The organism is Xanthomonas translucens pv. undulosa, assembly GCF_017301775.1.
In the GTDB taxonomy this organism is placed as follows: Bacteria; Pseudomonadota; Gammaproteobacteria; order Xanthomonadales; family Xanthomonadaceae; genus Xanthomonas_A; species Xanthomonas_A translucens.
Genome location: NZ_CP063994.1, coordinates 16,797 through 36,369 on the forward strand (window position 1 = coordinate 16,797; position 19,573 = coordinate 36,369).

A 19,573-nucleotide genomic window follows, 5' to 3' on the forward strand; every position below is an offset into this window, starting at 1 on the left:
TAGCTAAACCTAATTCCAAGGTCAAGAACTTTAGCGGCTAAAATTCGAGCCACCCACGCGCAAGGCGACGCCTTTGTATAACTACATCCTCTTCACGAATGTGCTCCGGCTGCTTGATGAGCGCCACATGACAAAAAAGGAGCTATCGGACAGGTCGGGGGTTTCGATCTCCTTCCTGTCCGATCTCACTACGGGCAAGGCAAATCCGTCTCTCAAGGTTATGCAGGACATTGCCAAGGCCCTTGATGCGCCGTTGCCCCTTCTGCTTGAATCAACCGACTTGGACAAGGACACACTCGATGCCCTGGCCGGCGGCAAGGCTCCGCAGAGCCTCCCGGCCGGTTTCGAGCGAGTGACCGCGGTGCTACCGTCGCATCAAGCGTTCATCGTCAAGAAATGGGGTGAAGCCGCCCGCAAGAAACTCCGGAGGTAGGTCGCCAAGAGAAGAGACAGGGAAGGGACGCGGCAAGAAACTGCGCCAGCAGAAGCCAACACTTTTTAGCCGCTAAAGCCCGCTGGAAGTGTCCCGCGTACTTCGGTGTTGTGGTCGAATATTCTTCGGTATATCGTTTATCCTGTGTAGAATGCTTGGACACTTACCGGCATACAGGCATACGAATGACCGATCAAAAAACAGAACCCAATAGCATCAAAGAGCGCGCGAAGAAGAAGCTCGAACGCGACATGGGGCCTGAGCTGCTGGCCCACCTCAATGACCCGAAGACCGTTGAGATCATGCTCAACGCGGACGGCAAGCTCTGGCTCGAACGTTTGGGCGAGCCGATGACGTGCATCGGCACGCTGCGCGTCGCGCAGGCCCAAGCCATCATCGAAACCATCGCGGGCTATCACGGCAAGGAAGTCACGCGCTCCAAGCCAATCCTCGAAGGCGAGCTGCCACTTGATGGCAGTCGCTTCGCCGGTCAGCTACCGCCGGTTGTGCCCGCACCGACCTTCGCCATTCGTAAAAAGGCTGTCGCCATCTTCACGCTCGATCAGTACGTCGAGCGGGGAATCATGACCGCGCAGCAGCGCGAGGCATTGATTGCAGCAGTGCGCGCGCACCGGAACATCCTTGTGATCGGCGGCACCGGCTCGGGCAAGACCACGCTGGTGAACGCGATCATCAATGAGATGGTGATTCAAGACCCGACCGAGCGGGTTTTCATCATTGAGGACACCGGCGAAATCCAATGCGCCGCCGCGAATTACGTCCAGTACCACACCAGCATCGACGTGAACATGACAGCGCTGCTGAAAACCACCCTCCGCATGCGCCCAGACCGAATCCTGGTCGGCGAGGTGCGCGGCCCCGAAGCCCTTGATTTGTTGATGGCCTGGAACACCGGACATGAGGGAGGTGCTGCAACGCTGCACGCAAATAACGCCAAAGCTGGATTGCATCGGCTCGCCATGCTCATCAGCATGCACCCCGATTCCCCGAAACCCATTGAACCGCTTATCGGCGAGGCGGTTCACGTGGTTGTTCATATCGCCCGCGTCGAAGGCTCGCGGCGCATCCAGGAAATCTTGGAGGTTTCCGGTTTCGCCAACGGCCAATACATCACCAAAACCCTCTGACTAGGAGTCACGACCAATGCAAGCAACCCTCCCAGCATTCCGCCCCAACCGCAACGCCCTGTTCTACATGGGCCTCTTCGCCCTCCTGGCGTTCTTCCTGCTGGCCCCCCAGCACGCATTCGCCTCCGAGGGCACTGGCGGCTCTCTGCCGTATGAGGAGTGGCTGACCAACCTTCGCAACTCCGTCACCGGCCCGGTGGCCTTCACGCTGTCGATCATCGGCATCGTGGTCGCCGGCGGCGTCCTGATCTTAGGCGGCGAACTCAACGGCTTCTTCCGCACGTTGATCTTCATCGTCCTGGTCATGGCCCTGCTGGTCGGCGCGCAGAACATGATGAGCACGTTCTTCGGCCGTGGCGCGGAAATCGCCGCCCTGACCAATGGCGCGTTGCACCAGGCCAAGGTCGCTGCCGTGAATGCGGCGGGTGCCGCCGGCCTCGCGGGGTAAGTCATGGCTCTGCGCGCGATCCCCATTCGTAGGGCCGGCAACCGAGAAAACCTGTTCATGGGCGGGGATCGTGAGCTGGTGATGTTCTCGGGCCTGCTGGCCGGCGCGCTGATTTTCAGCGCCCAAGAAGTGAGGGCAACGGTGTTCGGCATCGCCTTGTGGTTCGGCGCGCTCTTCGCGCTGCGCCTCATGGCGAAGGCCGATCCGAAGCTGCGACACGTGTATCTGCGGCACCGCCGATACAAGCCGTACTACCCGGCTCGCAGCACGCCCTTCCGTGAAAACACGCCGAGTCAAGGGAAGCAATACAAATGATCGAAGCAATCGCAATTGCCATTGCTGTGCTCGGTGCGGTTCTGTTGCTCATCCTCTTTGCCCGCATCCGGGCCGTCGATGCAGAGCTGAAACTCAAGAAGCATCGCGCAAAGGATGCCGGCTTGGCAGATTTGCTCAATTACGCCGCCGTGGTCGATGACGGCGTGATCGTGGGCAAGAACGGCTCCTTTATGGCCGCCTGGCTGTACAAGGGGGATGACAACGCCAGCAGCACCGAGGAACAGCGGGAAATGGTGTCGTTCCGCATCAACCAGGCCCTGGCGGGCCTGGGGAACGGCTGGATGGTGCATGTCGATGCTGTGCGTCGGCCTGCGCCGAACTACTCGGAGCGGGGCGTGTCATCGTTCCCGGACTCCGTTTCTCTCGCCATTGACGAAGAACGCCGGCGCTTGTTCGAGGGCCTGGGCGCGATGTTTGAGGGCTACTTTGTCCTGACCGTCACGTGGTTCCCGCCAGTGCTGGCCCAGCGCAAGTTTGTCGAACTCATGTTCGATGACGATGCGGTGGCTCCCGACCATACGGCGCGCACCACGGGCCTGATTACGCAGTTCAAGCGCGAGATCACGAGCCTGGATTCGCGCCTGTCCTCGGCGGTCAAGCTGACGCGCCTGCGCGGCCAAAAGGTCGTGTCGGAAGAGGGCAGGGAAGTCACGCACGATGACTTCCTGAGCTGGTTGCAGTTCTGCGTGACGGGCCTCCATCACCCGGTCATGCTGCCCAGCAATCCGATGTACCTGGATGCGGTCGTCGGCGGGCAAGAGCTGTGGGGTGGCGTTGTGCCCAAGATCGGGCGCAAGTTCATCCAGGTGGTCGCCATCGAAGGCTTCCCCTTGGAGTCAACGCCTGGGGTGCTCTCGGCCCTGGCCGAGCTGCCCAGCGAGTACCGTTGGTCGAGCCGCTTCATCTTCATGGATCAGCACGAGTCCTTGAAGCACCTGGACAAGTTCCGCAAGAAATGGAAGCAGAAGATTCGCGGCTTCTTCGACCAGGTGTTCGCCACGAATACCGGCTCGATCAACCAGGACGCGGCCGCAATGGTCGGCGACGCCGAGGCGGCCATTGCCGAGGTCAACAGCGGCTTGGTGGCGGCCGGCTACTACACCAGCGTGGTCGTGCTGATGGACGAGGATCGGGAGCGCCTGGCGGCCTCCGCGCTCCTGGTCGAGAAGACCGTCAACCGCCTGGCCTTTGCGGCCCGCATCGAGACGATCAACACGCTCGATGCGTACCTGGGCAGCTTGCCCGGCCACGGCGTCGAGAACGTGCGCCGGCCGCTCATCAACACGATGAACCTGGCCGACCTGCTGCCGACCAGCACCATCTGGACAGGCAGCGCGACCGCACCTTGCCCAATGTATCCGCCACTCGCGCCAGCGCTCATGCACTGCGTTACGCATGGCGCTACGCCCTTCCGGCTGAATCTGCACGTGCGCGACCTGGGCCACACCTTCATGTTCGGCCCGACCGGCGCGGGCAAATCGACGCACCTGGGCATCATCGCCGCGCAGCTCCGTCGCTACGCAGGCATGTCGATCTACGCCTTCGACAAGGGCATGTCGATGTACCCGCTCGCGGCTGGCATCCGCGCGGCCACGAAGGGCAAGAGCGGCCTGCACTTCACGGTGGCCGCCGATGATGACCGCCTGGCCTTCTGCCCGCTCCAGTTCCTCGAAACGAAGGGAGATCGGGCCTGGGCGATGGAGTGGATCGACACCATCCTGGCGTTGAACGGTGTCAACACCACGCCAGCGCAGCGCAACGAGATCGGCAACGCGATCATGAGCATGCACGCCAGCGGCGCGCGCACGCTCTCAGAGTTCTCGGTGACGATCCAGGACGAGGCGATCCGCGAGGCCATCAAGCAGTACACGGTGGACGGCGCGATGGGCCACTTGCTCGATGCCGAAGAGGACGGTCTGTCGCTGTCCGACTTCACGGTGTTCGAGATCGAAGAGCTGATGAATCTGGGCGAGAAGTTCGCGTTGCCGGTGCTGCTCTACCTGTTCCGCCGCATCGAGCGCGCACTGAAAGGCCAGCCCGCCGTCATCATTCTGGACGAAGCCTGGCTGATGCTGGGCCACCCGGCGTTCCGCGCCAAGATCAGGGAATGGCTCAAGGTGCTGCGCAAGGCCAACTGCCTGGTGCTGATGGCGACGCAAAGCCTCTCCGACGCGGCCAACTCGGGCATCTTGGACGTGATCGTGGAATCGACCGCGACAAAGATTTTCCTGCCCAACATATACGCCAGGGATGAGGACACATCGGCGCTCTATCGCCGCATGGGCCTCAACGCGCGTCAGATCGAAATCCTGGCGACTGCCATTCCGAAGCGTCAGTACTACTACGTTTCGGAGAACGGCCGCCGTCTCTATGACCTTGCCCTGGGGCCGATGGCCCTGGCCTTCGTCGGTGCTTCCGACAAGGAATCAGTCGCCGCCATCAAGAGCCTCGAAGCCAAGTTCGGCCACGAATGGTTGCATGAGTGGCTGGCTGGCCGTGGGCTGAACCTCAATGACTACCTGGAGGCCGCATGAGCATCAACATCGCCGACATCATCAAGGGCTTGATCGTCAAGAAGCCCGCCAATCCCGAAGAGCCGCGCGACCCGCGCCACTCGAACAAGCCGCTTGCCGGCGGCCGCCGTGCATGCGAGGCCGAGAACCCCTACCTGGCCGCACGCCGCACCTGGAACGATCACGTTGGCGGCGTCGTGTCCCAGCGTCAGACCTGGCAAGTGATCGGCATCCTGTCGTTGTTGATCGCGCTGGCCAGCGTGGGCGGCGTGATCCACATCGGCAGCCAGTCGAAGTTCATACCCTTCTTGGTCGAAGTGGACAAGTTGGGCCAGACCGTGGCCTCAGGCCCGGTGCAGGCCGCAGCGAAGGCGGATCGGCGGGTCATCCATGCCGCTATCGCGGACTGGATGAGCTGCGCGCGCATGGTGTCGCCCGATGTGGCCTTGCAGCGCAAGTGCGTGTTCAAAGCGTACTCGATGCTCGCCCCCAATGATCCGGCGACGCCAAAGATGAACGAGTGGTTGAACGGCACGCCCGATTCCAGCCCCTTCAAACGCGCCGAGAAGGAAATGGTCAGCGTCGAGATCAAGACCGTCATCCCGCAAACGCCTGACACCTGGCAAGTCGAGTGGGTGGAAACCACCCGCGACCGGCAAGGCACGCTGAAAGGTCAACCCGTCACCTGGCGCGCGCTCGTGACTACCTACATCGCCGAGGTCACGCCCAACACCACCGATGAGCAACTGCGGAACAACCCGTTGAGCATCTACGTGCGTGATTACTCCTGGTCCCTCATCCAATGAATTCGAGGTCATCCACCATGAAGAAAACCCTCTCCGCTTTGATCGTGAGCGCTGCTGTGGCGGTGCCCTCCCTGGCTCTGGCCGCCTCCGGCGACGACATTGCCGACAAGTATTTCAACAAGACCAACCCGACGCTGACCGCTCAAGAGCGCGCGGCGCTCGCCATCGCCAAGCGGTGGGAAGTGGGGTCGGCCACCGGCATCAAGCCGGTGGCCGGCTCGGGCGGTGCCATCAAGTTCGTGTACGGCGCGCAGCAGCCGAGCATCGTTTGCGCGGTGCTCCAGGTGTGCGACGTGGCCTTGCAGGCCGGCGAACAGGTGAACTCGATCAACCTGGGCGACACGGCCCGGTGGACGGTGGAACCGGCAATCACCGGCAGCGGCGCGACCGAGGTTCAGCACCTCATCATCAAGCCGATGGACGTGGGCCTCGAAACCAGCCTGGTCGTGACCACGAACCGCCGCAGCTACCACTTCCGACTGCGTTCTCATCGCACCGAGTACATGCCGCAAGTCTCGTTCACGTACCCCGAGGAAGCGCAAGCCAAGTGGGACGCGATCCAGCGCCGCGAGAAGCAGGAACGCACCGATAACACTCTGCCGGCAACCGGCGAGTACCTGGGCGATCTCTCGTTCGACTATGAGCTGTCCGGGTCGGCGAGCTGGAAGCCTGTGCGCGTCTACAACGATGGCCGCAAGACCATCATCGAAATGCCCGGCACGATGCAGCAGACCGAAGCGCCGACGCTCCTGGTCGTGCGCAAAGAGGGCGGACTGTTCAGCGACGACGAAACGGTGATGGTCAATTACCGCGTGCAGGGCAATCGCTACATCGTGGACACGGTGTTTGACCGCGCGATCCTGATTGCCGGTGTTGGCAGCAGCCAAGACCGCGTGACCATCAGCCGGAGGAAGTGACCATGCGCAAGATCGTCTCTCTCGCGCTGCTCGCCCTGGCCCTGGGCCTCGACGGCTGCGCAACCACTTCAAGCCACTACGGCAATTTCGTCCAGTCGGCCGAGCTCGATCAGCAGAAGCTCGCCACCGACGCGGTGCAGCAGCTCGCCACGCTGTACGCCCCTGCGCGTACGCACCTGGAGCTGCAACAGCCGACGCCCGATCCGTTCGGCCAGGCTCTCGTCAAGTCGCTGCGTGACAAGGGCTATGCCCTCCTGGAGTACACATCGGCCTCGGCGGCATCGCAGCCGAGCGCATCGGCAACCACGGCCGCGCCGGGCGGCCTGCCGCTGCGCTACGTGCTCGACCAGGCTGGCGACTCGAACCTGTACCGCCTGACCTTGATGGTCGGCAATCAATCCATCACCCGCCCTTACTTGGCGCAAAACGGCACGCTCGTGCCGGCCGGGTACTGGGCGCGCAAGGAGTGACGCCATGACAGAGAAAGCTGATCAGATGGCACCCGACGCTTCGCCTGGCGAAGTGTCCAAGAAGGCCGGCGTCCGTCGCGTCAACAACATGCCCATGTACATCCTCGGCAGCGTCCTGCTGGCGTTCGTGCTGGTCATGGCCTTGGTCGCGGCGGATCGCGCGGCCAAGCAGAACGCGCCGGCGGACGGCCCGAAGGAGAAGGCCGGCAACACGTCGATGTTCGCCAAGGAGATCGCGGGCGACAAGACCGGCGGCTTGATCGAGCCGGCAAGCCCGCTCAATGTGCCTGACATGCCGACCAAACCGGCGTCGGCTCCGTTGGAGATCGCGCGGCCGTCGAACCCTGACGCGCCGCCGGCACCTCCGGCAAATCCCGGCAATCCCGGCCAACCGGTGAACGATGACGAGGCCCAGCGCATCCGCATGGCGAAGTTGCAGATGTTTGACGAAGCCGTGAAGGCGAAGACCACCGTTCGCGTGGATGCCCCGCGAAGCAACGGCTCCACGCCGGGTGCCCCGAGCACTTACACCACCACGCCACAGTCGCGCGATGAAATGCTTAACCGCATCGCAGCGGTGCAACAGCAAATCGACGCCCAGCGCAGCAACGATCCGACCGCCGCTTATCAAGCGCGCCTTGCGCAGATTCGCGGCATGGGTGTCGGCGGAAGCGGTGCGGACCCCGCCGCCGGCATGGGCGCGGGCGGTGCGCCGCAGCTCTTGCAAACCTCGACCGGCAGCGGCGGGCGCAACAGCATGTCGCAGTTCGGCCAGGGCGGGCAGGGTGATCGCTGGAAGCTGGATTCGCAGCCGGACGCGCCGCGCACGCCGTTCGAGCTGCGCGCCGGCTTCGTGGTGCCGGCCACGCTCATATCGGGCATCAACTCCGATCTGCCGGGCCAAATCATGGCCCAGGTCGCGCAGGACGTGTACGACACACCGATCGGCAAGTACCTGTTGATTCCGCAAGGCTCGCGGCTCGTCGGCTCGTATTCGAGCGATGTGGCTTTCGGTCAATCGCGCGTGCTGGTCGCATGGCAACGCATCGTGTTCCCCGATGGCAAGGCGATGGACATTGGCGCGATGCCAGGCGGGGATAGTGCAGGCTACGCCGGCTTAAAGGATCAGGTGAACAACCACTATGTGCGCCTGTTCGGTTCGGCCTTCCTCATGTCGGGCGTGGCGGCAGGCATCACTTACAGCCAGCGCCAGAACCAGACGACCAACGCCTACGGCCCGCCGAGCGCCAGCAGTGCCCTAAGCGAAGCCCTCGGCCAGCAGCTCGGCCAGGTGACAGCCCAGCTCATCGCCAAGAACCTAAGCATTTCGCCAACGCTGGAAATCCGGCCTGGCTATCGCTTCAACGTCGTGGTTACGAAGGACATGACGTTTTCCAAGCCGTACCGTTCCTTCGACTACTAACGCCAAAGGAGAGCACCATGAAGCAGAAGTTTTTAGCCGCTAAATTGGCCCTCGTCGTTGCTGTTTCGAGCACGCTGATGGTCACGCCTGTGGAAGCTGGTATCCCCGTCATCGACGGCACAAACCTGTCGCAGAACGTGATGACTGCGATCGAGTCGGTAAGCCAAACACTAAAGCAGATTGAGCAATACAGCACCCAGCTCCAGCAGTATCAAACCCAGCTTCAGAACACGATGGCTCCGACTGCGTATATCTGGGATCAGGCGCAATCAACCATCAACGGGCTGATGAATGCGACCAACACGCTGAACTACTACAAGAACCAGCTCGGCAGCCTGGACAGCTACATCGGCAAGTTCCAGGACGTGAACTACTACAAGGGGTCGCCGTGCTTCTCGGCTGCCGGCTGCTCAGCCGCCGAATGGGCGGCAATGAAGAACGTGCAGCAGCTCGCCAGCGAGTCACAGAAGAAGGCCAACGATGCCTTGTTCAAGGGCCTCGAAAAACAACAAGACAACCTGACCGCCGATGCCGCGACGTTGCAGCGGCTCCAGTCCTCGGCGCAGGGCGCGACCGGGCAGATGCAGGCCATCGGCTACGCCAACCAACTCGCCAGCCAGCAGGCCAACCAGCTCTTGCAGATTCGCGGCCTGTTGATCGCGCAGCAGAACGCGGTGGCGACCAAGATGCAAGCCGACGCCGATAAGGAATCCCAGCAAGCGGCAGCGGCCGCACAACTGCGTCAGGGCAGCTACCGGGCCAGCCCGGCGCGTAGCTGGTAAGGGGGACTCATGAAAGCAATCAAGGCTCTGTCCTTGGCTTCGGCCGCCCTCGTGGCGGCCTTGGTCACCGGCTGCGACAACAAGCCGGCCACGGTCACCATGCCGGAAGTGAACGACGTGAACTGCAAGCCCGAGAATATCGCCAAGATCACGGACAAGGGCGTCCAGCAGTCTTTCTCGTCGCAGTGCTTGCGTCGTATTGGAGATTTCAAACCCAGCCCGAAGCGCGAATGGTGAGGTGCTGACAATGAGAATGCCAGCCAATCTAAAAGTCCTCGCCCTGCCGCTGTTCGTCTGGCTGGCGTTCTTCGCGGTCGATGCCCACGCGGCTATCAACAACGCTGGCGTGTTCGATAGTGTGCTGGAGCGCTACCAGGCTGCTGCCAGTGCCTGGGCCGGCGTGATTACCACTGCTGCAAGCTGGCTGTTCTGGACATTGACGTTGATTTCGATGGTCTGGACGTTCGGCATGATGGCGCTAAGAAAGGCCGACATTGGCGAGTTCTTTGCAGAACTCGTGCGATTCACGATCTTTACCGGCTTCTTCTGGTGGGCGCTGACCAACGGGCCTAACTTCGCCTCGTCCATCTATTCATCGCTGCGGCAGCTTGCCGGCAACGCGACTGGCCTGGGCAATGCTCTGTCTCCCTCGGGCATCGTGGACGTGGGCTTTGCGATCTTCGACAAGGTGGTCGATCAGTCATCCGTGTGGTCGCCGGTCGATAGCGCCGTGGGAAACTTCATTGCAGCGGTCATCCTGGTCGTCCTCGCGCTGGTCAGCGTGAACATGCTTTTGCTGCTGATCTCGGGCTGGATACTGGCTTATGGCGGCGTGTTCTTCCTCGGATTTGGGGGATCACGGTGGACTTCGGATATGGCGATCAACTACTACAAAGTAGTTCTTGGCGTGGCAGCACAACTGTTCGCCATGGTGCTGTTGATCGGCATCGGCAAGACGTTCTTGGACGACTACTACTCGCGGATGAGCGAGGGCATCAGCCTCAAGGAGCTAGGCGTGATGCTGATCGTGGTCATCATCCTTTTGGCGTTGACCAACAAGATCCCCAACCTCATCACGGGGATCATCACCGGCGCGAGCGTGGGCGGTGCCGGCATCGGTCAGTTCGGTGCAGGCGCTGCGCTGGGTGCCGCAGGCATGGCGGCAGCAGCGGCCGCAACTGGCGGCGCAGCTCTGGCCGCCGGCGCAGCCTCGGCCGCCGGCGGTGCCTCTGCCGTCATGGCGGCTTTCTCGAAGGCCAATGAAAACGTGTCGGCAGGCACGGACGTGATGTCGGCCTTCTCTGGCGGCGGCAGCTCCGGCGGCGGTTCGGGTGGCGGCGACGCCGGCACGGGCGGCACGCCCTTCGCGCAGGCTGCGGGCTTTAGCGGTAGCTCCGGCAGCGGATCGTCGTCGGGTGGCGGCAGCACATCGGCCGGCAGCAACTCGGGCAACTCGAAGGGTGGCGACAAGGGCGGCGGCAAGGCCGACGCCGGCGGCCAGGGCAGCAGCTCGACGGCCAACACCGGCGGCAGCAGTGCCGACAAGGCCGCCAAGAACGAACCCAAGCCCGGCGGGGCAGGGCAGGGGCAGCAGGCCGCGCCAGGCAGCACCGGCCCCGGCCTACTCGCATCGGCCGCATCTGCCCTCGGCACGGCCGGCCGCATTGCGGCCGACGCCGGCGCGAATCTGGCGAAGGGCACCGCCGGCGTTGCCAAGGCCAAGGCGGCAAGCCTGAGCGAAGCCGCAGCCGGACGGATCGCTGACACCACCGGCGGAAAGATCGCAGCGGCGATCAGGGGCACCGGCGGGGCCTCGGACGCTGGCACAGCCGGCGACGCCTCTGCCGAGTTCGCCGGCAACAGCCTGAGCGGTGATGCAGGCGGTGGTGATGCTGGAAGCGATAGCGGCTGGATGAACCAGACAGGAGGGTTCGCGTCGCTGTCCGAGTCCGACCAGGAGCAGGCGCGCGAGTCGCATGCGCAGTGGCAGGCAAGAAGCACAAGCAACACGTTCGGAGTAGAGGACTACGTTTCGTATGTGCAGGAGCGACAGCAGGAGCGGAAGGCCGAAGTCGCAAGTTTCGTCAGCAAGAAGGCGTGAAGCCTTAACCAAGAAGGAGCCATCCATGAAAAACAAACTGTTCACCCTGGCCGCCCTCGTGGCGGCTCTCGGATCGACAGCCGGCACCGCCAGCGCGCAAGACGTGCTGACCGGCGACACGCGCTTGGCCTGCGAGGCCGTCTTGTGCCTGTCGTCGGGCACACGCCCGAGCGAATGCACGCCGTCGCTGTCGCGGTACTTCAACATCACGAAGCGCAAGCTCTCGGACACGATCCGCGCCCGCGCGAACTTCCTCCAGCTCTGCCCGGTCGCCAACCAGACACCGCAGATGCAGTCGCTCGTGTCGGCGATCTCGCAAGGTGCCGGCCGCTGCGATGCGCAATCGCTGAACTCGACCATGCTGGTTTGGATGGGTGGCGATGACGGTCGCACGTACATCAGCAACCAGATGCCCGATTTCTGCGCTGCCTACACCGGCCATGCCTACACCGACTTCACCAACAGCGGCACGCTGCCGCTCTACGTCGGGACGCCAGAGCGGGGCGGGTATTGGGTCGAAGCGCGCGACTATGACCGCGCCCTGGCCGAGTACAACGAACGCATCCGGCGCGAGGACGAAGAGCGCCGCCGTCAGTCCTGGCTGAACTGAGGGAGGGGAGGGCATGCCGTTCTTCGCCGATCTGCCGCCGCAGCTCCAGGAGCGCGTAGTCTGCTCGATCTCGGCCGCCGTCAAGTACGAGGTGCCGGTCAACATCGTGTTGGCCGTCGCCGAGAAAGAGGGCGGCAAGCCGGGCCAGTGGGTGCGCAACTCGAATGGCACGCATGACGTTGGCCCGATGCAGTTCAACACCGCGTACCTGGGCGACCTGGCCCGGTACGGCATCATGGCGAACGATGTGGCGGCCGCCGGCTGCTACTCGTTCGACCTGGCCGCCTGGCGGCTGCGGATGCACATTCGCAACGACAAGGGCGACCTTTGGACAAAGGCAGCGAATTACCACTCGCGCACGCCGCAGTACAACGCGGTGTACCGGGCCGACTTGATGCGCAAGGCGTCGAAGTGGGCCGATTGGCTCGAAGCCCGGTTCGTCACGCTCGACGTGATGAAGGCCGGGGCCACGCCCTCGGTGCCGAGCCAGCCCGCGCCGGCCACGGTGGCCCAGCAGGCCACGCCGGCGACTAGGCCGGCACCTGCACCGCAACAGGCCGCCCCGGCGGCCGCAGCAGCCCGCAGCGTTGCGGTCGCCGGCTACGTGCCCCGCACGGTGTCATTCCGCCTCAACGACCAGGAGGATCAGGGTGCAGACACTGCGCGCTGACGCCACGCCGACGCTACCCCGCTTGGCCGTCGCCGATGGCACAGTCGAAGGCTTGAAGTGGCTCGCGCTGGCTCTCATGACCGGCGATCACATCAACAAGTACCTGTTCAACGCGACGCTGCCGGTGCTGTTCGAGGCCGGCCGCGTGGCGCTCCCTCTTTTCGTGTTTGTCCTGGCCTACAACCTGGCGCGACCAGGCACGCTCGAACGCGGCGTGTACGGCCGCACCATGTCGCGCCTGGCTGTGTTCGGCGCGCTTGCCTCGGTGCCCTTCGTGGCCCTCGGCGGCCTGTACGCCGGTTGGTGGCCACTCAACGTGATGTTCACGTTGCTGGTCGTCACGGCCACGGCCTACCTGGTCGAACGTGGCGGCAAGCTGCACCTAGCAGCCGCCGGCATCGTGTTCCTGGTCGGCGGTGGCTTGGTCGAATACTGGTGGCCAGCCGTGGCCTTCGGCCTGGCCGTGTGGTCGTACCGCAGGCGACCCACCTGGGCCGCCGCAGCCGTCGCGCTGCTGGCCTGCGCGGCGCTGTGGCTCATCAATCGAAACCTGTGGGCACTGGCCGCGCTGCCGCTGCTCCTAGTCGCTTCTCGCGTCGATCTGCCCATGCCGCGCCTGGGCTGGGCCTTCTACGCCTATTACCCACTGCACCTGGCCGCTCTGTGGTTGATCCGCATCCCCATGAGCAAGGCCGGCTACCTGTTCTTCTGATTTGGAGTCCGCACCATGCGCAAATCCCTTTTCTTGACCCACTCCCTTGCGTCACTTGCCATCGCACCTGGCGCGATGGCCGCCGGCGCTACCGGCATGGCGGCCGCGAACTACGGCGAGCCGGTCTTGACTGCCGTTTCAGTGCCCTTTCCTGATAGCAGCACCACGTTTCGGCCTGATGCGTCCACGGCCGCGCTGCTGGCCGAGGCGACGGGTGCCGCGATCATCTACGTCAGCGGCCGCACCAGCACGCTACGCCCCAGCGCGGCCGATGAAGCCCTGGCCCTGCGCCGTGCCTTGTCGGCCCGCCAAGTCGTCTACGTGCCGACCTACTGAGCCGGTGAGGCAGCGGCCGATGACCAAGCCACAGGGCAAGCCAAAATACTCACACAGCGACAGCGTTGCTGCTCTGTTCGACCAACTCCAACAAGCCGCACCCGCCGCATCGGGTTGGCTTGAAGCACTACACCGGCGAGCGCTCAGGAAGGACACCGGTTGGAAAGTGGATGCAGACGCCTACGTGCATGGCCTGACCGCCGCCGGCGCGATCACGCACGAAGCAGCGGACGCTTGCCGCGCGAGCCTGGCGCGATGCTTGGGCAGCAATCCAGGATGGCGGGAGTTCCTGCTTCCGATAGCCTGGATTGCTCTTGTCGCCGCCGTAGCAGTGACATGCAGGGCGCTCGCTAGCGACATGACGATGCTTGCCACGCTCGTTGTGTTGACCGCCGTCGCCGGCGGGCTTTGGGCGAGCACACGCCCGTGGCTAGACCGTCGCAATGATCCACGGCAAAAGCGTTGGGAACGGTCCTTCGTGATCGGCACATGCGCGCTGATGGTCCCGGTGTTGACCTATCTCATTCCGCTGCTGGTCGGCCTGGTCATCCAGCACGTGTCCATCCAACAGTTCAACGCCGACCGGGCCGCGTTTGTCGCCGATCCGCAAGGTTTCCCTCTGTTGCGGAAGCTCGCTAGGGAGCAGTACGGCCTTGAGGTCGTGCTAGGCGACGCCTATCAGAGCTGGGCGTCCACCACGGTGAATTTGCCCAACGCCTCAGTGGCCTCGATGGCCCTGCGGCCCGGTTACTGCCAATTGAGCATGCACCGAGCGAACGTGCTGCGCGGCTTCGAGCCGGTCGGCCACGTGGACAGGGGCCGATGGGTGCAGGGCGTCATGATGCACGAGTTCGCACACTGCCTTGACGGTTCGCGCGACATGCCCGCCTTCGGACAGCACATCATCGGCACGCGCTCGCTTGCGCCGATGGATGCGACGAATGTGCAGGACATCCAAGGCTTCTTGGATGCCAGCACTACCCAGGCAACGCAACTATGGCGCGAGGCAGTGGCCGATACCTTCGCGGTTGGCTATTGGAAGTTGACCGCGCCGGCCGACGCCGGCGATTTGGTTGCCAGCCTTCGGCGCAAACGCGCTGATGCGCACCTGGACACCACACACGCGACGATGTGCTGGATCAACCATGCGGAGAATGCCGCATTGCCAGCCTCGACCGCCGATCTTTTCAGGTGGGCGGATCAGCTTCGGGCCTCGGCCCCGTGCAAGCTACCGAAGCCCGCGCCCAAGAAGCTGACGCGCCTACAGCAGTGGATGAAGGACTGGCTGTAGCGAGGCGATCCAACATCGCCATTTCTGGCGGTGCTGCCGGCCATCTCCTTGACAGCATCGCCATTTCTGACGATGCTGGCCAAGCCCCGATTTACTCCAAGGAATAAGGCCCATGCGATACCCCGGCGGCAAGGGCGGTGCCGGCGTCTATCAGACGATCATCAACAACATTCCGCCCCACGACATCTACATCGAATCGCATCTTGGCGGCGGGAACATCCTTGAGCGCAAGCGTCCGGCCGTGCGCAGCATCGGCATCGACATTGACCGGGAAGTGATCCAGGCGTGGCAGCAGCTAGGCTTGGACGGCCTGGAGCTGCATTGCGGCGACGCGGTGGCCTGGCTCGAAGGCCACGCCTTCACCGGCCTCACGCCTGACTCAAGGCGAACGCTACCCCCGCCGATGTTCCCGATCCAAGAGCATTGGCGATCCATTGATCGATTCCAAGAAAAAGACGGCAGCCTCCATAGATAACGGCACCCGCCAACATCGCTATTGCAACAACGCTAATTTTCTTCATAGTCATGTTCATGTTCTTTTTGGGTGCTCGCGGTATTGCTGGGGGCGATCTTCGCACCACAGCGCTGCAGGAGATCATCAGCGCCTCCGCTACCATCCTCACTGTTGCGATAACGGGCGATGACCTCTCGCAGCGCGATGAGCTGAGGCAGACTCAGGGCGCGCACCTGTAGCGCCAGCGCCTCGACATCCACGTGCCATTTCTCGGCGATGCCATCCGCGGCGCTGTCCGCCACAGCGGCCCAGGCGAAGCGCAGGCCGTTTTCGTCTCCCGGCGCATGCCCACCCAGCACGTCGACCAATGCCTGCCACTGCGCCGCGCTGAAGACCGGCACCAAAGCCTCGATCAACAGCCGGTAGTTGGCCGCGACCTGGTTGAGTCGACCGCTGCGGTTGTCCTCGTAGCCCGCCAGGACGCTGGCGATGGGTTCGCCGGCGTAGATGGTGAATCGTTCTGCCATGACAATTCCTTTTCTTGAATACCGCCGGCCCGGCCGGCGACGTAGGTGTTCAAAGGTGGAGCGCGCCCCGACTGTGCAGGCGCGCGGAGCGGGGTCAGATGCGGCCGAAGTCGCCGACGCTGCAGTTTGCCGGGTCCAGTGCGACCCATTTGCCGCTGACGCTCACATCGAGTCGGGCGGCACGCTTGACAGCCACCGGCTCGATCACATCGCCAGTCGCCTTGCCGACCCATGCATCCGTGCCCTGGAACATCTGGGCACGCACAGAAGCACGCTTGGCTGCGCCCAGCGTGGCCGCATTGCAGGGGATCCACTTGCCCTGGGCTTCGCGGGTGAAATAGATGGCGTTGCTCATGATCTTCTCCTTCTTGCCCGGTCCCATCGTGCGGGTCCGTGGCTGGGTCCGGGTGCCTCCCGGTCGGTGCAGCGTGCTGCTGCGATGGGCTTATAATACCAAGGTATTACCATGGTGTCTATTTGTTTTTGGTGTGATTCGTAGACAGCGCAACTACATGTTCGTCGGCTCAATCGGCCCACACACCAGCGCCGGTCGTGTAGGGGCAACGCCCCTACGGATACGCTTCACGCATCACCCGCGCCGTGGACGCCTAGGCCCCCAGCCTGGTCGGCCTGCCCTATATCTGCCGGCATCAACACGACCACTCCCCACGATGACCGTTTTTCCTCTGCGGGGTCCTCATTCGGCCGGGCCTGCTAGGTGGTGAGGGAGGTGCGCGGCCACTCCCCCGCCTGGGTTGGATCAGACCCACGGCGCTGATGCGGCACGCCCTAGCGTTTTAGCACCATAAGCGCACGGCCGATCATGTCGATGAGAGTGAACTCGGCCATGCCGGCCTCGTTGCCGTCCAGCAGCTTGATTGTTGGATGAAACGCCTTCCCGTCAGCAACAACCGTCATCATGTACTGGCGCTCGTCTATGACGGCGCTGTCGATCGCAAGCTCTGCCATCACCTCGGTGATCGTATCGATGCGCAGCCAACGGGTTCGCTGGCCGTCGTCAGTGGTCGGATGTTTGCCCTCGATCTTCGGCAAGACATTCAGCCAAAGCTCCTTTCCGTCCGGGTTGGTGTAGATGCCAAGCTCGCGTAGGCCCATAGATTTCTCGTTTCCGTCGTGTGGGTTGGCTGTCATGTCGTAGCCAATGCTCATGCGCTAGTGGAGAGGCGGGCGGCTTTGCGGGTACGCGGCAGGCCGGGCAATTTTAGCTGCGCCCGGCGGCGGTCGCGCGTACGTCTCGACGCCACGCGAGGGTTTGTTATTGGTCGGCGCCAATGACAAACAGCGGGTCTGGACTGGCCGGCTTGCCATTCCCATCGATCACCCACACGCCCCAGTGCGTAGCAAAAAAAGCGTGGCACGGCGTCAGTCCTTGCGGCATTGCGCCACGTAGCCGTTTAGATGATTGCCCGCTCGCAAGATCACCGCTTCCTGACGTTGATATTCGGATTTTAGAAACGGTCTGACCCACTGGTGAGCGTGATCGATCCCGTCATGGGTGAAGGCTTTGATGCGCATGCCGTGCGTGTCATCGGTGATGCTGATCGCATAGACAATATCGACGATGCTGCGGTGTTTGCAATGGTTGTCGAGCGCACAGAGGTACTTGAAATCGGCATGCTCATGTAGCGCATCCAACTCCGCTTTAACGGCAGCTGGGATCAGCTTTTTACGGACAGTCTCCCACGTAATGTACCGCTCTTTCTTGATGCAGGTCGCCGCATCGCGATTCATTCCGGTGGCGTAATAGACTAGGTGCACCAAGTTATCCGCCACCGAGCGCATGCTATGCATGCAGGCAACGATGTTGGCATAAGCAATAAACCTGGCATCTTCAAATGAGCCTGTGTCGTTGTCATCGACTCCCATCATGATCGGCAACAGTTCATCGCCAGGCCGGCCGTCCACTTTGGCGGCAATGATCCGCATGGCCTCCTGGTAGTGATAGGCACTGAACCTGCGCCGGTCACTCACGGACTGGATGCTCTGCGCTACAAGTCGCCGCTGGTCGGGGCCAAACGCCGCCCTGACGTCCTCGCGCAAGGCTCCTAGATCCCATGTCATGCCTTCCACCGGGACGGTGGCGCTCATGCGCCGGCACCAGCGGTGCGGGCGGTCTTGCGTGTACGCGGCAGGCCGGGCAATTTCAGCTGCGCCCGATCGCTGGGCAGTATCTTGGTGACCACCGTCGCCGCGCCGGCCGACTTCTTGGCCGGCTTGGCGGGTTTGCCCTCGCGCTGGAGCTTGGCCAACGCCTTCAACGCGGCCGGGCGGCCGCGTCGGTAGACCTTGGGCGCGCGCACGTAGTTGGCCGGCAACACCTCGAACACCGTCACCCCGAGCGCCAGCAGCTGGGTGGCGGCGGTGTCGAGCGAGGCAAACACGCGTGGCTCGCCACGCTGGCCGGTCAGTTGCTTTTCGGTTTGGCCAACCCGCACCATCACGGTGTAGCCGCCGACCTGGCCGACCAGCTGCACGGTGCGCAGCACGCCGGCACTGGCGAGGGCGGCCAAGGTGGTGATGGAAATGGGCGATGTCATGATCGACCTATCAAACATTGATGTTTGATGTTCGATCATTCAAGGCCGCGTTGCAAGCTCTATCGACGCGAGGACGTATCCGCACATAACGGCCAATTCCACGCAATGCGACTTGGTGCGCGCCACCGTGGCGGGACTATGAACCGCACATCTTGCGGCAGTTGCGCAGGCGTAACGCAGGCGTTACATTATTCACATCTGGATATATACGGAGCCTAGGGCCTCAATCCTAGGTGTTCAGACGCCGCCACTGGTTCCAGGCTATAGCCGGTTGATGGGAGCAATCCCTAAGGGCTTCCGCGAAACCCCCCGAAAGGGGGGTTTGTTTTTTTACCGCCGCTGCGACGGTGGACGCCTCACTGGCTTGCCAGTAGCGCGATTCAACAACAGTCGCCACCCCCTGATGCGATCATCCTTTTTGAACTTGTAGGGATCGTTGTCTGCGTCTTCGTCACGGACGTATGCGCTTTCGACGTAGATCTGCACCTTGCCGCCCCCTCGCGCCTTGACGTGGAAATACACTTCGTACTGCGCGCCTATCGGGTAGCCGGGGATCAGTTGCTGCAACTCCATCGTCAAGAAATTCTCGCCATTGGTGAACAAGCAGGGGCGCTGATCCAGCGTACGCATGATCTCGGGCAAGAGCGCAGAGGCCGCGTAGCGTGCGGGATGGAAGCATCGCCAGATCCGGCGCTGGTCGATGACCAGGTCATCATGGCTTGCACGAAAGACCAGAGGCGACCCGTTCTTGGGAGGGCCTTTGCTGACGCAATGCGAACTGAATTCCACTTGGACGAACACCTGGACAGGCGCCCGTCCCGGAACGGGAATGGTCACCTGATAGGTAAAGGGTTGCAGATGCGCAAGAGAAAATTGCGCACTGCCGACGGTGATATGCCCGGTGGCCAGATGGTCCGGCCAATACTTCCCAATCATTGACGCACGCCCGTGATCCTCCAACTACTCTTGCGCCTGGCGACAGAGTGACGCCACTGCGCCGCCACTGGCGATAGCGCGGCACGCGGCATCGTGCGATTC

The 19,573-nt window shown here is 62.9% G+C and carries 24 protein-coding genes; 18 read left to right on the forward strand and 6 right to left on the reverse strand.

What is annotated here, in order from left to right; genetic code table 11:
- Positions 1–73: 73 nt before the first annotated feature.
- The 18 genes from ISN38_RS19650 to ISN38_RS19735 all read left to right on the forward strand — a co-directional run bounded on the left by ISN38_RS19650 (position 74) and on the right by ISN38_RS19735 (position 15,471).
- The gene (locus ISN38_RS19650) at positions 74–433 is read left to right on the forward strand and encodes a transcriptional regulator (RefSeq protein WP_058358151.1); all 360 of its coding nucleotides are present in this window, start codon (positions 74–76) and stop codon (positions 431–433) included.
- 185 nt (positions 434–618) lie between these two features.
- Positions 619–1,581, forward strand: coding sequence for a P-type conjugative transfer ATPase TrbB (gene trbB / locus ISN38_RS19655; protein ID WP_206712256.1), 963 nt, complete (start codon positions 619–621; stop codon positions 1,579–1,581).
- Between the two features lie 16 nt (positions 1,582–1,597).
- Positions 1,598–2,029 carry an IncP-type conjugal transfer pilin TrbC gene (trbC, locus tag ISN38_RS19660; RefSeq protein WP_058358149.1) on the forward strand — a complete coding sequence of 144 codons (432 nt, stop codon included), beginning with the start codon at positions 1,598–1,600 and terminating at the stop codon, positions 2,027–2,029.
- Positions 2,030–2,032: 3 nt separating this feature from the next.
- Positions 2,033–2,344 (forward strand): conjugal transfer protein TrbD, encoded by a 312-nt coding sequence (locus ISN38_RS19665; RefSeq protein ID WP_046833105.1) that lies wholly within the window; start codon positions 2,033–2,035, stop codon positions 2,342–2,344.
- Positions 2,341–4,899 carry a VirB4 family type IV secretion/conjugal transfer ATPase gene (locus tag ISN38_RS19670; RefSeq protein ID WP_206712257.1) on the forward strand — a complete coding sequence of 853 codons (2,559 nt, stop codon included), beginning with the start codon at positions 2,341–2,343 and terminating at the stop codon, positions 4,897–4,899. Before ISN38_RS19665 ends, ISN38_RS19670 begins: the two co-directional genes overlap by 4 nt.
- A 2-nt stretch (positions 4,900–4,901) precedes the next feature.
- Positions 4,902–5,684 carry a conjugal transfer protein TrbF gene (locus ISN38_RS19675; protein ID WP_058358172.1) on the forward strand — a complete coding sequence of 261 codons (783 nt, stop codon included), beginning with the start codon at positions 4,902–4,904 and terminating at the stop codon, positions 5,682–5,684.
- A 17-nt stretch (positions 5,685–5,701) separates the two neighbouring features.
- Positions 5,702–6,601: a P-type conjugative transfer protein TrbG gene (trbG, locus tag ISN38_RS19680; RefSeq protein ID WP_206712258.1), complete on the forward strand. Its 900-nt coding sequence runs from the start codon at positions 5,702–5,704 to the stop codon at positions 6,599–6,601.
- Between the two features lie 2 nt (positions 6,602–6,603).
- Positions 6,604–7,071: a conjugal transfer protein TrbH gene (locus ISN38_RS19685; protein WP_206712238.1), complete on the forward strand. Its 468-nt coding sequence runs from the start codon at positions 6,604–6,606 to the stop codon at positions 7,069–7,071.
- 4 nt (positions 7,072–7,075) lie between these two features.
- Positions 7,076–8,494, forward strand: a complete 1,419-nt coding sequence (locus tag ISN38_RS19690; protein WP_206712239.1) for a TrbI/VirB10 family protein — start codon at positions 7,076–7,078, stop codon at positions 8,492–8,494.
- Between the two features lie 17 nt (positions 8,495–8,511).
- A complete protein-coding gene (gene trbJ / locus ISN38_RS19695; protein WP_058358143.1) occupies positions 8,512–9,276 on the forward strand; it encodes a P-type conjugative transfer protein TrbJ in 765 nt (254 codons plus the stop codon).
- A 9-nt stretch (positions 9,277–9,285) separates the two neighbouring features.
- Positions 9,286–9,513 carry an entry exclusion lipoprotein TrbK gene (gene trbK / locus ISN38_RS19700; RefSeq protein WP_058358142.1) on the forward strand — a complete coding sequence of 76 codons (228 nt, stop codon included), beginning with the start codon at positions 9,286–9,288 and terminating at the stop codon, positions 9,511–9,513.
- A 10-nt stretch (positions 9,514–9,523) separates the two neighbouring features.
- Entirely contained in the window at positions 9,524–11,377 is a 1,854-nt protein-coding gene (gene trbL, locus ISN38_RS19705; protein ID WP_206712240.1) for a P-type conjugative transfer protein TrbL, read from the forward strand.
- A 25-nt stretch (positions 11,378–11,402) separates the two neighbouring features.
- The gene (locus ISN38_RS19710) at positions 11,403–11,987 is read left to right on the forward strand and encodes a TrbM/KikA/MpfK family conjugal transfer protein (protein WP_206712241.1); all 585 of its coding nucleotides are present in this window, start codon (positions 11,403–11,405) and stop codon (positions 11,985–11,987) included.
- A gap of 13 nt (positions 11,988–12,000) precedes the next feature.
- Positions 12,001–12,657 (forward strand): transglycosylase SLT domain-containing protein, encoded by a 657-nt coding sequence (locus ISN38_RS19715; RefSeq protein ID WP_206712242.1) that lies wholly within the window; start codon positions 12,001–12,003, stop codon positions 12,655–12,657.
- Between the two features lie 76 nt (positions 12,658–12,733).
- Positions 12,734–13,369 carry a TraX family protein gene (locus ISN38_RS19720; RefSeq protein WP_241754010.1) on the forward strand — a complete coding sequence of 212 codons (636 nt, stop codon included), beginning with the start codon at positions 12,734–12,736 and terminating at the stop codon, positions 13,367–13,369.
- A gap of 15 nt (positions 13,370–13,384) precedes the next feature.
- The gene (locus tag ISN38_RS19725; protein ID WP_206712243.1) at positions 13,385–13,705 is read left to right on the forward strand and encodes a hypothetical protein; all 321 of its coding nucleotides are present in this window, start codon (positions 13,385–13,387) and stop codon (positions 13,703–13,705) included.
- Between the two features lie 19 nt (positions 13,706–13,724).
- Complete coding sequence (locus tag ISN38_RS19730) at positions 13,725–14,996, forward strand: hypothetical protein (RefSeq protein WP_206712244.1); 1,272 nt, start codon at positions 13,725–13,727, stop codon at positions 14,994–14,996.
- Between the two features lie 112 nt (positions 14,997–15,108).
- Positions 15,109–15,471, forward strand: a complete 363-nt coding sequence (locus ISN38_RS19735) for a DNA adenine methylase (RefSeq protein WP_241754008.1) — start codon at positions 15,109–15,111, stop codon at positions 15,469–15,471.
- A 32-nt stretch (positions 15,472–15,503) separates the two neighbouring features.
- Here ISN38_RS19735 and ISN38_RS19740 read toward each other — a convergent pair whose 3' ends face one another.
- The 6 genes from ISN38_RS19740 to ISN38_RS19765 form a co-directional block, all read right to left on the reverse strand.
- Positions 15,504–15,977: a hypothetical protein gene (locus ISN38_RS19740; protein ID WP_206712245.1), complete on the reverse strand. Its 474-nt coding sequence runs from the start codon at positions 15,975–15,977 to the stop codon at positions 15,504–15,506.
- A 94-nt stretch (positions 15,978–16,071) separates the two neighbouring features.
- On the reverse strand, positions 16,072–16,332 hold the full coding sequence (locus ISN38_RS19745) for a hypothetical protein (RefSeq protein WP_206712246.1): 261 nt from the start codon (positions 16,330–16,332) through the stop codon (positions 16,072–16,074).
- Positions 16,333–16,766: 434 nt separating this feature from the next.
- On the reverse strand, positions 16,767–17,147 hold the full coding sequence (locus ISN38_RS19750) for a hypothetical protein (protein ID WP_206712247.1): 381 nt from the start codon (positions 17,145–17,147) through the stop codon (positions 16,767–16,769).
- 213 nt (positions 17,148–17,360) lie between these two features.
- Entirely contained in the window at positions 17,361–18,086 is a 726-nt protein-coding gene (locus tag ISN38_RS19755) for a hypothetical protein (RefSeq protein ID WP_206712248.1), read from the reverse strand.
- Positions 18,083–18,535, reverse strand: a complete 453-nt coding sequence (locus tag ISN38_RS19760) for a hypothetical protein (RefSeq protein WP_206712249.1) — start codon at positions 18,533–18,535, stop codon at positions 18,083–18,085. Before ISN38_RS19760 ends, ISN38_RS19755 begins: the two co-directional genes overlap by 4 nt.
- A gap of 330 nt (positions 18,536–18,865) precedes the next feature.
- The gene (locus tag ISN38_RS19765; RefSeq protein WP_068819762.1) at positions 18,866–19,471 is read right to left on the reverse strand and encodes a hypothetical protein; all 606 of its coding nucleotides are present in this window, start codon (positions 19,469–19,471) and stop codon (positions 18,866–18,868) included.
- Positions 19,472–19,573: the final 102 nt, after the last annotated feature.

What these genes read in the sequence shown, in the direction of transcription:
- trbB (WP_206712256.1), top strand. Translation starts at nt 619, where the DNA reads ATGACCGATCAAAAAACAGAACCCAATAGCATCAAAGAGCGCGCGAAG.
- trbC (WP_058358149.1), top strand. Translation starts at nt 1,598, where the DNA reads ATGCAAGCAACCCTCCCAGCATTCCGCCCCAACCGCAACGCCCTGTTC.
- ISN38_RS19665 (WP_046833105.1), top strand. Translation starts at nt 2,033, where the DNA reads ATGGCTCTGCGCGCGATCCCCATTCGTAGGGCCGGCAACCGAGAAAAC.
- ISN38_RS19670 (WP_206712257.1), top strand. Translation starts at nt 2,341, where the DNA reads ATGATCGAAGCAATCGCAATTGCCATTGCTGTGCTCGGTGCGGTTCTG.
- trbG (WP_206712258.1), top strand. Translation starts at nt 5,702, where the DNA reads ATGAAGAAAACCCTCTCCGCTTTGATCGTGAGCGCTGCTGTGGCGGTG.
- ISN38_RS19685 (WP_206712238.1), top strand. Translation starts at nt 6,604, where the DNA reads ATGCGCAAGATCGTCTCTCTCGCGCTGCTCGCCCTGGCCCTGGGCCTC.
- ISN38_RS19690 (WP_206712239.1), top strand. Translation starts at nt 7,076, where the DNA reads ATGACAGAGAAAGCTGATCAGATGGCACCCGACGCTTCGCCTGGCGAA.
- trbJ (WP_058358143.1), top strand. Translation starts at nt 8,512, where the DNA reads ATGAAGCAGAAGTTTTTAGCCGCTAAATTGGCCCTCGTCGTTGCTGTT.
- trbK (WP_058358142.1), top strand. Translation starts at nt 9,286, where the DNA reads ATGAAAGCAATCAAGGCTCTGTCCTTGGCTTCGGCCGCCCTCGTGGCG.
- trbL (WP_206712240.1), top strand. Translation starts at nt 9,524, where the DNA reads ATGAGAATGCCAGCCAATCTAAAAGTCCTCGCCCTGCCGCTGTTCGTC.
- ISN38_RS19710 (WP_206712241.1), top strand. Translation starts at nt 11,403, where the DNA reads ATGAAAAACAAACTGTTCACCCTGGCCGCCCTCGTGGCGGCTCTCGGA.
- ISN38_RS19715 (WP_206712242.1), top strand. Translation starts at nt 12,001, where the DNA reads ATGCCGTTCTTCGCCGATCTGCCGCCGCAGCTCCAGGAGCGCGTAGTC.
- ISN38_RS19720 (WP_241754010.1), top strand. Translation starts at nt 12,734, where the DNA reads ATGACCGGCGATCACATCAACAAGTACCTGTTCAACGCGACGCTGCCG.
- ISN38_RS19725 (WP_206712243.1), top strand. Translation starts at nt 13,385, where the DNA reads ATGCGCAAATCCCTTTTCTTGACCCACTCCCTTGCGTCACTTGCCATC.
- ISN38_RS19730 (WP_206712244.1), top strand. Translation starts at nt 13,725, where the DNA reads ATGACCAAGCCACAGGGCAAGCCAAAATACTCACACAGCGACAGCGTT.
- ISN38_RS19735 (WP_241754008.1), top strand. Translation starts at nt 15,109, where the DNA reads ATGCGATACCCCGGCGGCAAGGGCGGTGCCGGCGTCTATCAGACGATC.
- ISN38_RS19740 (WP_206712245.1), bottom strand. Translation starts at nt 15,977, where the DNA reads ATGGCAGAACGATTCACCATCTACGCCGGCGAACCCATCGCCAGCGTC.
- ISN38_RS19745 (WP_206712246.1), bottom strand. Translation starts at nt 16,332, where the DNA reads ATGAGCAACGCCATCTATTTCACCCGCGAAGCCCAGGGCAAGTGGATC.
- ISN38_RS19750 (WP_206712247.1), bottom strand. Translation starts at nt 17,147, where the DNA reads ATGAGCATTGGCTACGACATGACAGCCAACCCACACGACGGAAACGAG.
- ISN38_RS19755 (WP_206712248.1), bottom strand. Translation starts at nt 18,086, where the DNA reads ATGAGCGCCACCGTCCCGGTGGAAGGCATGACATGGGATCTAGGAGCC.
- ISN38_RS19760 (WP_206712249.1), bottom strand. Translation starts at nt 18,535, where the DNA reads ATGACATCGCCCATTTCCATCACCACCTTGGCCGCCCTCGCCAGTGCC.
- ISN38_RS19765 (WP_068819762.1), bottom strand. Translation starts at nt 19,471, where the DNA reads ATGATTGGGAAGTATTGGCCGGACCATCTGGCCACCGGGCATATCACC.